Source organism: Streptomyces sp. GD-15H, assembly GCF_045291515.1.
GTDB lineage: Bacteria > Actinomycetota > Actinomycetes > Streptomycetales > Streptomycetaceae > Streptomyces.
On record NZ_CP149447.1, the window covers coordinates 788954 to 800832 of the forward strand.

Below are 11879 nucleotides of genomic sequence, written 5' to 3' on the forward strand. Positions count from 1 at the left end.
GCGACCCCACCGTGCCCGAACAGCAGATACTCGTCCTCGACCCCACAGCCACCGATCCGGACGCCGAACACCGGGCCCTGCGCGAGCGCGGCCCGGCGACCCTGGTGGACATCCTCGGCGTGCGCGCCTGGTCCGTCTCCGACCCTGCCCTCCTCAAGCAGCTGTTGACCAGCAAGGACGTCTCCAAGGACGGCCGCGCCCACTGGCCGGCCTTCGCCCAGACCGTACCCACCTGGCCGCTGGCCCTGTGGGTCGCGGTGGAGAACATGTTCACCGCCTACGGCGCCGACCACAGCCGCCTGCGCCGCATGGTCGCCCCCGCCCTCTCGGCCCGCCGCACCGCCGCCCTCCAGCCGGACATCGAGGCTCTGGTCAACGGCATCCTCGACGATCTCGACATGCTCCCGGCCGGTGAGACGGTCGACCTGCGTGAGCACCTGGCCTACCCGCTGCCGATCGCCGTCATCGGCAAGCTCATGGGCGTCCCCGCGCAGGCGCACCGAGTTCCGCACCGTGGTGGACAACGTGTTCGCCACCCACCTCACCGCCGAGGAACAAACCGCGAACACCGCCGCCCTCTACGGCCTGCTGGACGCCCTGATCGAGACCAAGCGCAGTGAGCCCGGCGAGGACATGACCTCGCTGCTGATCGCCACCCGCGACGACGAGGGCGACGGTTCTGCCCTCAGCCACGCCGAGCTGCGCGACACGCTCCTGCTGATGATCAGCGCCGGGTACGAGACCACTGTCAACGTCATCGACCAGGCCATCACCACCCTGCTGACCGATCCCCAGCAGCTCGCCCACGCCCGGGAGGGCCTCTGCACCTGGCAGGACGTCGTCGAGGAGACCCTGCGCCACCAGCCCGCGGTCAAGCACCTGCCGCTGCGCTACGCCCTTACCGACATCCCCCTCCTCGACGGGCAGACGATCCGGGCCGGGGAGGCGATTCTCGCCTCCTACGCCGCCGCCAACCGCCACCCCGACTGGCACGAGGACGCCGACCGCTTCGACGCCACCCGCACCAGCAAGGAACACCTGGCCTTCGGACACGGCGTCCATTTCTGCCTCGGTGCCCCGCTGGCCCGCCTCGAAGTCGCCACCGCGCTGCGCCTGCTCTTCGAGCGCTTCCCCGACGCCCGACTCGCCACGGAACGGGCCGGGCTGGAGACGCTGCCGAGCCTGATCAGCAACGGCCACACCTCCGTCCCCGTGCGCCTGCGCCCCACGCCGAGCCGCTGACCGAAACCGACGAGGAAGACCACCATGACCGCCCCCCTCCCGACGACGCCGCTCACGCCGGCCGAACGGCGCGTTGCCCAGCACGTCGTGCTCGGCTTGTCGGCACGTGAGATTGCCGCCGCCACGCAGCTCTCCCCGAACACGACGCACTCCTACCTGCGCGTCGTGCGGGGAAGCTGCGCTGCCCCGAACGCTGCACCCTGGCGGTCGTCGCCCACCGCCTGATCGCATCAGGGGAAGCTGCCGCCCCCGCACCGGACATGTCCATACCCGCGCTCAGTGACGCGCAGCTGGTCCTTCTGCGAGCCGTCACCGAGTACAGCCGACCGCTCGACATCGCACGGGCGGCGAAGATCGCCCCCGCGGACCTTCGCGCCTCGCTCGACCAGCTACTCGCGGATGCAGGTGCCGCAGACACCACCCAGCTGGTCACCCGCGCCCACGCGTGGCAACTGCTGAGCCCCGGCCAGGCCGAAACGGTGCCGAATGGAGCACGTCGGTGAACCCCGCGAACACGCCCATGGCCTGGCCCCCGCACTCGATCCCTTCGGCGTACCAGATGCGCTTGCTGGGCACCGCGGCCGAACGGACCGAGGCCGCCGCGCTCGCCGAGGAACGCCAGCGCTGGCTCACCCTTCGCGGACTTCCCGTACCCATCCGCGTGGACGTCCCGGCCCTCTTCCGCGACACGCAGAGGGGGTTGGCCGGCCTTTTCGAGGACGACGTCCTGATCGCCTGCATGATCCTGCAGCGCGAGCCGGACCTCGGCTGGGGCGCTGACGGCTCCGGGCCCTGCCTCTTCCTCCGCCATGTCCACACCCTTCCCGGGCGCTCCGACGACGCAATCCGCCTGGTAACCCTCTGGGCGTCCGACTACGCCGCCCGTCTGAGCCTGCCGCACGTGCGGGCCGAGGCTCTCGCCCGCCACGCCCTCAGCGCCGACCCGATCGCCGGCTTACTGCACCGTCTGCGGGACATGGGCTGGGTCCTGCGCGGCTCGGGAGCCGGACAGGACGGCGAGCGGGTTGCCCGGCTCGAACTCGCCGCGGATCTTCGCCCCGGGCTCACTGCCCTCATCGGCTGCTCGGTCAGGGAGCCCCAGCCCACCACCGGTAGCCGGAGCAGCTCATGACGGCCGCCCAGCCGTTGCGGCCGGACCTCGCCCGCGAACTGATCGCCCTCGCCGACCAGTCAGCGCCACGCTGGTCGCGGCAGGCCCGCAACGAGCTGGATGCCGTCCATCTGGGCCAAGGCCGTCACGCCGACCACGCCAACGCCAAGCGGTTGAGCCGCATCCTGGCCGAGGAGAACTGGCCCGGCCATCGCCTCGTCGGAGCCGACGCCGCCCACGCCGCCTGGCAGATCGCCCTCCACGCCGATGACCAACCCGATTTCCAGCGCACTGCCGCACGCCTGCTGCACCGCGCCGCCCAGCAGGGCGACGCGCCGCTGAAGCACTGGGCCCACCTCCACGACCGGTCCTTGATCAACAGCGGGCAGCCGCAGGAGTTCGGCACCCAGTACCGCCTCACCCGCGACGGATTGCGTGCCTGCCCCATCCGGGACCCGGCTTCGCTCACCGCGCGCCGGGAAGGCGCCGGACTCCCCTCCGCCGTTACGGCGCTGAGTGCCCTGCGCGAGCGACTCTCCACACCTGGACCACGCTCCCCGGACAGCGACACCGTCCTGCTCGCAGCCCTGGCAGGTGCGGCATGAGCCGCCCGCCGAACGCCTCGCTCCCCACCGACCCCCAGACGGTCCGTCCGACCGTCTGGAACCAGACGCCGGGGCTCGTCCGAGCCCCGGAACCCGCACCACCTATCGCCACCAGGAGGCATACATGACCGCCGTCCAGACCGAGAGGCCGACCGCCCCCGCGCAGCCGGACCTCGCCAGTACCGAGTCGACCGACCCGTTCGGCCTCGACATCACCTTCATCGAGGGCACGCCGGCGACCGAGACGGTCCTGATGTGCAGCACCGGCGACACCTGCGGCAGCTCCTGCCCCAGCGCCTGCACCACCTCGTAAGCCGGGCCGACCCGGCAGTGCGGGCCGGACGGGAGACCCTGCCCGGCCCGCACCCCGCCCCGTCACAAAGGAAGAAGGGAGAGCGGTGATGACACGCGTACGGCCCAGCCTGTATCAGGGCGCGGGGCAGGCGATGCTGCGCGCCGCGGTGCACCTCACCGAGCCCGCCATGCCGCCTTGGCCGGATCGCACGGCGCCGGTCGAACAGTGGCGTGCGTGGCTGAGCAGCGTATGGTCCGACAACGCCTTCCGGCAGACGGTGGCCGACGCCAGCCCCGGCTTCGCCGGACAGGTGCAGGCCATCATCGACGGTCGGACGCCGAAGCCGCGCCGGATTCGCCGGGCTGCTCTGGCCACGGCCCGCTACGCGATCCGGTACGCACGCCGCTCCACCCCCTACGGCCTGTTCGCCGGCGTCGTGCCCCTCGACTTCGGGGATACGGCCTCGGTCCGTTTCGGGGAGCACCACCAAGCCGTCACCCGCCCGGCCCCGGGGGCTCTCGACGAGACGATCAGCGCCTGGGAGAGCGACAGCACGCGGATGGCCAGCGCGGAGGTGTGCGTCAACACCCTCGTGCGCCAACGTGACGGACACATCTTCGTGCCGTCCGAGGGGGACGCCGAGTTCCGTCTCGCGCTGAGCCCGGCGCTGAGGCTCGTACTCGACCTCGCCCGGTCACCGATCCGCTACTCCCACTTGGCCGACAAGCTCGCCGCCGAGTTTCCCGCCGTGAGCGGTGCAGCGCGCGACAGGTTGTTGGGCGAACTGCTGCGGGTGCGGTTGCTGCGCTCGTCGCTGCGTGCTCCCGCCACCGTTGTCGACCCCACGGACGCCTTACCGCCCGCCGCTCGCACACAGGTGCGTGGCCTGCGGGCGGCATGCGACCTGCGGCTGGACGCCGAAGTGCGGCTGCCGCAGGAGGTCCTGACCGAGGCGGGGACGGCGGCGAGCGTTCTGGCCCGCCTCGCCACCCATCCGAACGGGACACCGACGTGGCGCCGGTGGATCGAGCAGTTCACCGAGCGGTTCGGTGAAGACGTCGCCGTGCCGGTGGAGATGGCCACTGACCCGGGGCGGGGCGTCGGCTTCCCCGATGGCTTCGTCACCGCAAGCGAACCGCCCCGCCCGATGACCCGGCGCGACCGCCTGCTGCTGGAGCTGGCCGGTACCGCCGCCGCCGAGGGCATCCGCACGATGGCCCTGACCGGCGCGGTGATCGAGGAACTGGAAGCAGCGGTGGGAGAGAGGCCCCGCCGCCCGGCCCCCCACCTCGAACTGGCCGGCCAGGTCCACGCGGCCTCCGCCCAGGCCCTGAACCGCGGCGACTTCCGGCTGCGGGTGCTGACCGTCTCCCGGTCGGCCGGGTCGATGACCGGACGGTTCTGGCACCTCTTCCCCGGCACCGCAGCGACGTACGCGCACCTGCCCACCGTCGACGCCGGGGCGGAGCTGGTACAGCTGTCCTTCCACGCCGGCCGGGTGCCGGCCGACCTGCTCACCCGCGCGCCGCGGGCGCTGCACCGCATCGTCAGCGTCGGGGAGTTCCGCCACCCCGGGGAACACGTCCTCTTTCCCCGTGACCTCGCGGTCGCCGTCACGGCTGGCCGCCCTCAGCTGGTGGAGATCATCACGGGCACGCACCTGGAACTGCTCGCGCCGACCGCGATCAACTTCCTGTGGAACAACTACACACCGCCGATGGCCAGGTTCCTCGGCGAGATCAGCCGGGCCACCGCACCGCAGGTCACCTGGTTCGACTGGGGCGCCGCCTGGATCCTGCCCTTCACCCCGGGGCTCACCTACCGGCGCACCATCCTCACCGCCGCCCGCTGGAAGATCCGCAGCCGCGCACTGCCCGCCCGCACCGCGACGCTTCAGGAGTGGGCAAGTCAACTCCACGCCCTACGAGCCCGGTTGCGGGTGCCGGAGCGAGTGCTGCTCGCCGAGGACGACCAGCAGCTCCCCCTCGACCTCACCCGGGACGTAGACCTGGATCTGCTGCGCGCCCACCTGGACGCCAGCCCCTTCGGCATCGCGACCCTGCACGAGGCACCCCCACCAGGCGCGGACGGGTGGATCGACGGCCGTGCCCACAGTCTCGTCCTTCCCCTGGCGGTCCGCCTATGACCACCACGACCGCTCCCCGCACGCAGGACCTGTCCGAGGGCGGCCTGGGAATGGCGCTGCTCGACATCGAGCGCGGTGACCTCCCCACTGCCCGCCGCCATCTCGCCCAGGCCGTCGCACAGGGCGTGAGCACCGGAAGCAATGCCAGCCTGTTCCACGGCGCCCCCGCGCTGGAGTTCGTCCTGGCCCGGGCCCAAGGAGCCGGCTGCGACGTCGCCGCAGCCGTCGACCGCGTGGTGGATGCCCGCCTGGCAGCGGCCCGCCGACGGCAGGCGTCCGGCGCGCGGCCCCGCCTCGCGGAATGGGACCTCATCCGAGGGCTCACGGGACTCGCCGCGCTGCTGCTGACCCGCGGCACGCACGCGGCCCGGCTGACGGACGTGCTCGCCCGCCTCGTCGCGCTCTCCCACCCGGCCCGGCACCAGGGCCGGGACATGCCGGGGTGGTGGTCGCCCGTCGGGCCCGGCGGGGAGGAGATGCCCGGCGGGCACGGCAACAACGGCATGGCCCACGGCATCGCGGGACCTCTGGCAGTGCTCTCCCTCGCCCTGCGGGCCGGCGTCCGCGTCCCCGGACAGGTGGAGGCGGTCGGCACCTTCGCCAGCTGGCTCGACCAGCACGGCACCCGATACTGGACCACCCTGACGGACCTGGACACCGCCCGGCCGCCCGAGCGACAACCGGCCCGGCAGTCCTGGTGCTACGGACTGCCCGGCATCGCCCGCGCACAGCAACTCGCCGCGCTCGCCCTCGGCGACCGTCCTCGGCGCCAGACGGCCGAGGACACCATTGAGCGGATCCTGACCAACCCGCTCCAGCTCGCCCGGATCACCGACTCGACCTTGTGCCACGGCTGGGCCGGCCTGTTGGCCCTGACCCGGGCCGTCGCCGCCGACAGCCCCACCCCCGAACGCTTCGCCCCGGTGATCCAGGACCTGCACCGGCGCCTGGCCGCGGACTGGGAGCGACTGCCAAAGCCCGGCTTCATGGAGGGCCGGGCCGGTGCCCAGCTCGCCCTCGACGGCACCGACACCACCGGCTGGACCCGCGCCCTCCTGCTCACCTGACCCGCCAGCCCCGACACCGCAAGGAGCTAGCCTGCATGACCTTCGACGACGAGCATCTGCCGATGACCCGAAGCACGACCTGGTGGCACGCCTCCGTGGCTTTCCCCGACCACGGATCGGGCGCCGAGGCCGCCCGCACTCTGGCGAGCGCGCTGGGCGACGGGCGCTTCCACTTCCTGCGCAAGGACGCCGGCGTGCGACTACGCACCGAACGCCCCGCCGCCGCCCTGCTGAACCGGCTCGTCGCCGAGAAGGTCATCACCGGTTGGGTCGGCGGGATCTACGAAGCGGAGACCGAAGCCTTCGGCGGGCCCGAGGGCATGGCCGTCGCGCACGACGTGTTCTGCGCCGACAGCCGCGCCGCGCTGGCCGAGACCGGCAACCCCGGCACACGCGAGCGCAGTGTGATGCTGCTGTCCGCCATGATCCGCGAAGCCGGACTGGACCCGTTCGAAACCGGGGACGTCTGGGCCCGCCTCGCCGCCCTGCGTCCCCCGGTCACCCCGCCCGACGGCCCCGCGCTGGAGCGGTCCGCCTCGTCGATGCGGCGCCTGATGAACGCGGACGCGGCCCGCCGTCCGGACGCCGAGGCTGGCTGGGCCGAGCGCGTCGCCGCGTTCGAGGACGCCGGCCGACGTCTGCGCCGCCTCGCGGCCGATGGGCGTCTGATACGTGGCCTGCGGGCCGTGCTCGCCCATCACGCGATCTTCGCGTTCAACCGCGCCGGCGTGCCTGCCGAAGCGCAGGCCGCCACCGCGTGGCTCGGCCGTCACGTCGCCTTCTCCACCGGAGAAGGCGCTGACGTGTCTACCCGCAAGTCCGCCTTAGCGGACCCTAGCCTCCCTCGAATGGAGACCACCGTGACACCCGTATCCGACCCGCCGGCCTGCGCGAATCCCTCACCCAACGCCTCGTCGACAGCGGCCACCTGCGCAGTCAGACGACCATCGACGCCTTCCGCACCACCGACCGCCACGCCTTCCTGCCCGGCGTCGACCTGGAAGCCGCGTACAAGGAGGACGCGGTCCCGATCAAGCACGACGAACACGGAGAGATGATCTCCTGCATCTCCGCGCCGTCCATCGTCGCCACCCAGCTCGAACAGCTCGGCGCCCAGCCCGGCCACAAGGTCCTGGAAGCCGGAGCCGCCACCGGCTACAACGCCGCCCTACTCGGCAAGATCGTCTCACCCGGCGGGCAGGTGTGGACCCTCGACGTGGACCAGGACCTCGTCGCCGGCGCGAGCAAGAACCTCGCCCAGGCCGGCGTCGACAACGCCACCGCGACGCTGGCCGACGGCGCGGCCGACCTGCCCGAGCACGCCCCGTACGACCGGATCATCTTCACCGTCGGCGCGGGCGACGTACCGGTGAAGATCCTCGACCAGCTCGCGCCCGGCGGACGCTTGGTCCTGCCGATGCGCATCCGCGGCAGCATCTCCCGCTCCTTCGCCTTCGAGCGCGACGGACAGACCTGGAAGTCCGTTTCCTGCGAGATGGCCACCTTCATCCCGCTGCGCAAGGGCGTCTGCGACGACATCTACACCCTCGTGCCGATGGCCGGCGAGGGCAACGTCCGCCTGGAGACCTTCAGCGAGCAGGACGTGGACCGCGACGCCCTGAGCTTCGTCCTCGACCAGAAGCAGACCAAGATCTACACCGGGGTGAAGTTCCGGCAGGGCTCCGCGTGGGAGTGGCTGTACCTGTACCTGGCCTGCGTGCTGCCCAACGGCCTGTCCCGGCTGCCGGGCCGGCGCCCGGATTCTCCCCGCACTTCGGCTGGGGCTCCATGGCCGCGCTCGACGGCGGAGCGCTGGCGTACCTGACCATCCGCGAGGGCGAGGACGAGGAGGGCCGGTACTGGGAGGTCGGCGTCATCGGGCACGGCTACGGCGGCGCCGACCTCGCCGAGCACGTCGTGAGCGAGATCCGCGCCTGGGACGCGAGCGGCGGCAACGACGCCCCCGAGCCGGGCTTCCGGATGGCCGTCGCCGACTCCCGCGACCGGCTCACGGCTGACGATCCGCGCTTCGTCGTCGACAAGCCCTACAGCCGACTCGTCGTCGACTGGGCGCGCAAAGGCTGAGCCGATGATCCCCGCGATAGCCAGCCGCATCCCCCTGGTCCGCCGCACCAAGGCACCGGCGCTCCCGTTACAGGAGCGCATCAACCACCTCACCGGGCTGACCGTCGCGCCCGCAGGTGCGAGCCACCACGACCTGGTGGCCCGCGCCTGCGGGGTCTCAACTACGCCGCGCTGATCGCCTCCGACGTCGGCCTGCCCGACCTGGCCACCGACCTGTGCTGGCGCCAGCACCAGGTCTTTGCCGACACCGGACGCCTGAACGGACCGATCGCCGTCATGTCGCTCATGCCGCTGGTCAACCTCTCCCGGCTGCTGACCCGCGACGGCCAAGGCGAGGCCGCCTACGACCTGTTGGTCCGCCTCAACCGCGCTGCCCGGCAGCGGGAGAAGACCGAGATAGACGGCCGCACCGTCGACCTGTCCGCTCTGACCGGCACGGAAGACGATCACCGCAAGGTGTGTCAGGAGCTGTGGGTCACCCTGCTCGTGGACGGCGCCCGCGCCCTCGCGCGCGTCGGCCGGTGGACCGAGGCGGCCGAGGCCATGGCCCAGCACCGTGGCATCGGCAACCGGCTCCTCGACGGCCGCCAGATCAAGATCATGTCCCTGATGGAACAGGGGCACGACCAGCAGGCTCGCGACATGATCGACGCCACCCAGCCCACGGAGCCTTGGGAGACCGCCGTCGCCCTCCTCCTGCGCACCCACTGCCTCCCCGCAAACACGCCGGTACCCGAGCCCGACCTCGACCGCACTCTGAGCGAAGCCGCCCTGCTCCTTGCCCACCCCGAACCGTCGACCGCCGCCTTCCAGACCCGGACGGGCCTTACGGCCCTGGAACTGGACCCCACCGGACGGCACGCCGACTCGCTGCTCGACGCCATCGTCGACGTCGCCCGATTCGACGCCTACGCCGCACGCGAAGTCCTGCATCATCCCGTCGCCATATCCGCCCGCAACGCCGACCGGACAGACGCTCTCAGCGCGGTGATCGCGGCGGCGGGACTGGGAGCCGGCACCCTGCCCGCCCACCACCGCGCGTCTCTGACGGGCCCGGTCGCCCATGCCGAGACAGAGCTGGGGAGGCTGCTGCGGACCGACCCTGCGCGCAGCCAAGGCGGGTGTCGGCCGGGATGACCTGCCGCAACGCCAGCTCGTCACGCGGCGTTGTCGGCGTTTCGGCCATCTCCTGCCCGGAGCCGCTCCAAGCCGGACCAGGGGCCCCGGACCCGAAGGGCCCCCTCGTGCAGGCAATTGCGGGCTTCCAAGTACGACCGAATGCCATGTGTTCGATATCGCTGCTGGGTCGTTGGTCCTCACGACTCCGCCGCAGCGACCGTCCCAGGGGGAACAATGACCTCGGCCATCACACAGGAGCAGCCGCCTCAGCCACCGCCCGGCACCTCGCAGGACAACGAACCGGAGGAGGCCGGTGTTCGAGAGGAGGAATACCTCTACCGCGACGAGTCGCGGCTCCAGGCCGGATCGCTCCTGACCTCCCGCACGATGGCGCGCCGCCTGCCCGCGCTCGTACTGCGCTCGGTGCAGATGGCCTGGCGGGTGGACCGCAGCGCGACCATCGGACTGCTCGTGTGCCAGATCGGGACGGGCGTCCTCGCGGCCCTTGGCCTCCTGGCCGTCACGGGCACGATCACCGCGCTGATCTCCTCGGGCGACATCACCGAGCGGCTGTGGGACGCCGCCCCGCAGCTGGCCGTCATCGCCACCGCCACCGGACTGCGCGCGCTGCTGGGCATCGCGGTCGTCTGGCTGACCGGGCGTCTGCGCCCGGTGCTCGGCCGGGCGGCGGAGCTGACGATGATCGAGGCCGCGCTCGGCGCGGAGCTGGCCGCCAACAACAAGCCCGGCTACAACGACGCCTACGACATCGCCGACCGCGGCGCCCAAGTCACTCCCGACCTGGTGGAGGAAGCGCAGGACGTCCTCGCGGCGACCGCGACGCTCACGGCCGGCGCCGCCGTCCTGACCGTCCTGCACCCCCTGCTTCTCCCTCTTCTCTTCCTCGCGTGCCTGCCGCAGGCCGCCGCCTACGTCCGCTCCGCCCGCGTGCTCTACCTCGCCGCCCTGGAGACCTCCGGGCGGCGGCGGATGCTGGGCAAACTGCGCTGGCACATGGCCTACATGGAGTCCAGCGAGGAGATGCGCGCCTGCCTGGCCGGCCCCTTCCTGATCGGCCGGTACCGAAAGCTGGCCGCCTCGGTCAACGCGGCCGAACGCAAGGCCGCGAACACGGGCGCCTGGATGGGGATGGCCGGTGCCGTCGCCGGCGGGGTCGCCTCGACCGCGGTGTGGGCGGCACTGCTGTGGCTCCTGGCCTCCGGCCGCATGAGCCTGGCAGCTGGCGGCGGCGCCGTCTTCGCCCTTCAGACGGCCACCGGCTCCGTGCGCGGCATCATCAACGGCGGGGCCCGCCTGGTGCGCACCGGCTGGTACGTGCAGGACTGGCAGAACTTCCTCGACAACGCCCACGGCCAGGCCATGACCGACTCCCGCGGCACCGCGGCCCTGTCCGCGGTCCCGGAGCGCTTCGAGGTCCGCGACGTCACCTACCGCTACGACGGCGCCCCGAAGGACAGCCTCAGCGGCGTCTCTCTCCACGTGCGACGCGGCGAGATCGTGGCCCTGGTCGGGGAGAACGGCTCCGGCAAATCCACCCTCTCCCGCCTGCTGTGCGGGCTGCTGCTGCCCACCGAAGGCGAAGTGGCCTGGGACCACACCTCCACGGCGGACCTGGATCCCTGGGGATCATGGGAGCAAGTCGCCTTGGTCCCGCAGAAGTTCACCTACCTGCCGCTGACGATGCGCGACAACATCACCTTCGGGCAGGGCGACACCAGTGATGCCGCGCTGCTCGCCGCGTGTGAGGCGTCCGGCGCCGCGGAGATGCTGCCCAACCTCCGCTCCGGCCTGAACACCCTCCTGACCAGCGAGTGGTTCGGCGGGCAGCAGCTCTCCGGCGGGCAGTGGCAGCGCCTTGTGCTCACTCGCGCCTTCCACCGGCAGGCGGCGCTGCTGGTGATGGATGAACCCACGGCAGCCCTCGACGCACGGGCGGAGCACCGGATCTTCTCCGGCCTGCGCAAACTGGCCAAGGACCGCGCCATTCTGCTGATCACGCACCGGCTCACCAACGTGGCCGTCGCCGACCGGATCGTGGTCCTGGACGAGGGGCGGATCGTGCAGGAAGGCACCTACGCCCAGCTCACCCGGGAGCCGGGGCTCTTCCAGTCCTTGTGGGAATTGCAGCGCCGGATGAGCGGCGGCACCGCCTGATCCCCACTCCCCGGTCCGCGCCGTACACACGCCC

General features: G+C 72.0%; 12 protein-coding genes and 2 pseudogenes. All 14 read left to right on the forward strand.

Annotated features, from left to right (window positions below; all coding sequences use genetic code 11):
• Positions 1-11: 11 nt before the first annotated feature.
• The 14 genes and pseudogenes from WJ438_RS03860 (at position 12) to WJ438_RS03925 (ending at position 11845) form a co-directional block, all read left to right on the forward strand.
• Positions 12-1242 (forward strand): annotated as a pseudogene (locus WJ438_RS03860) (cytochrome P450).
• 24 nt (positions 1243-1266) lie between these two features.
• The gene (locus tag WJ438_RS03865; protein WP_406723952.1) at positions 1267-1467 is read left to right on the forward strand and encodes a LuxR C-terminal-related transcriptional regulator; all 201 of its coding nucleotides are present in this window, start codon (positions 1267-1269) and stop codon (positions 1465-1467) included.
• Positions 1468-1502: 35 nt separating this feature from the next.
• On the forward strand, positions 1503-1745 hold the full coding sequence (locus tag WJ438_RS03870) for a hypothetical protein (RefSeq protein WP_406723953.1): 243 nt from the start codon (positions 1503-1505) through the stop codon (positions 1743-1745).
• On the forward strand, positions 1742-2374 hold the full coding sequence (locus WJ438_RS03875; protein WP_406723954.1) for a hypothetical protein: 633 nt from the start codon (positions 1742-1744) through the stop codon (positions 2372-2374). Before WJ438_RS03870 ends, WJ438_RS03875 begins: the two co-directional genes overlap by 4 nt.
• Entirely contained in the window at positions 2371-2958 is a 588-nt protein-coding gene (locus WJ438_RS03880) for a DUF6624 domain-containing protein (protein WP_406723955.1), read from the forward strand. The genes WJ438_RS03875 and WJ438_RS03880 overlap by 4 nt, the downstream gene beginning before the upstream one ends.
• 124 nt (positions 2959-3082) lie before the next feature.
• Entirely contained in the window at positions 3083-3271 is a 189-nt protein-coding gene (locus tag WJ438_RS03885) for an FxLD family lanthipeptide (RefSeq protein WP_406723956.1), read from the forward strand.
• An 88-nt stretch (positions 3272-3359) separates the two neighbouring features.
• Complete coding sequence (locus WJ438_RS03890; protein WP_406723957.1) at positions 3360-5399, forward strand: lantibiotic dehydratase family protein; 2040 nt, start codon at positions 3360-3362, stop codon at positions 5397-5399.
• Entirely contained in the window at positions 5396-6466 is a 1071-nt protein-coding gene (locus WJ438_RS03895; RefSeq protein WP_406723958.1) for a lanthionine synthetase LanC family protein, read from the forward strand. The genes WJ438_RS03890 and WJ438_RS03895 overlap by 4 nt, the downstream gene beginning before the upstream one ends.
• Before the next feature lie 62 nt (positions 6467-6528).
• Positions 6529-7182: pseudogene (locus WJ438_RS03900) on the forward strand (thiopeptide-type bacteriocin biosynthesis protein); the annotation flags it as partial.
• A gap of 212 nt (positions 7183-7394) precedes the next feature.
• Positions 7395-8291, forward strand: a complete 897-nt coding sequence (gene fxlM / locus WJ438_RS03905) for a methyltransferase, FxLD system (RefSeq protein WP_406729580.1) — start codon at positions 7395-7397, stop codon at positions 8289-8291.
• Positions 8255-8551: a hypothetical protein gene (locus WJ438_RS03910; protein WP_406723959.1), complete on the forward strand. Its 297-nt coding sequence runs from the start codon at positions 8255-8257 to the stop codon at positions 8549-8551. The genes fxlM and WJ438_RS03910 overlap by 37 nt, the downstream gene beginning before the upstream one ends.
• Positions 8552-8555: 4 nt before the next feature.
• The gene (locus WJ438_RS03915; protein ID WP_406723960.1) at positions 8556-8726 is read left to right on the forward strand and encodes a hypothetical protein; all 171 of its coding nucleotides are present in this window, start codon (positions 8556-8558) and stop codon (positions 8724-8726) included.
• Between the two features lie 101 nt (positions 8727-8827).
• Positions 8828-9688, forward strand: coding sequence for a hypothetical protein (locus WJ438_RS03920; RefSeq protein ID WP_406723961.1), 861 nt, complete (start codon positions 8828-8830; stop codon positions 9686-9688).
• A 216-nt stretch (positions 9689-9904) separates the two neighbouring features.
• On the forward strand, positions 9905-11845 hold the full coding sequence (locus tag WJ438_RS03925) for an ATP-binding cassette domain-containing protein (RefSeq protein ID WP_406723962.1): 1941 nt from the start codon (positions 9905-9907) through the stop codon (positions 11843-11845).
• The last annotated feature ends 34 nt before the right edge of the window (positions 11846-11879 follow it).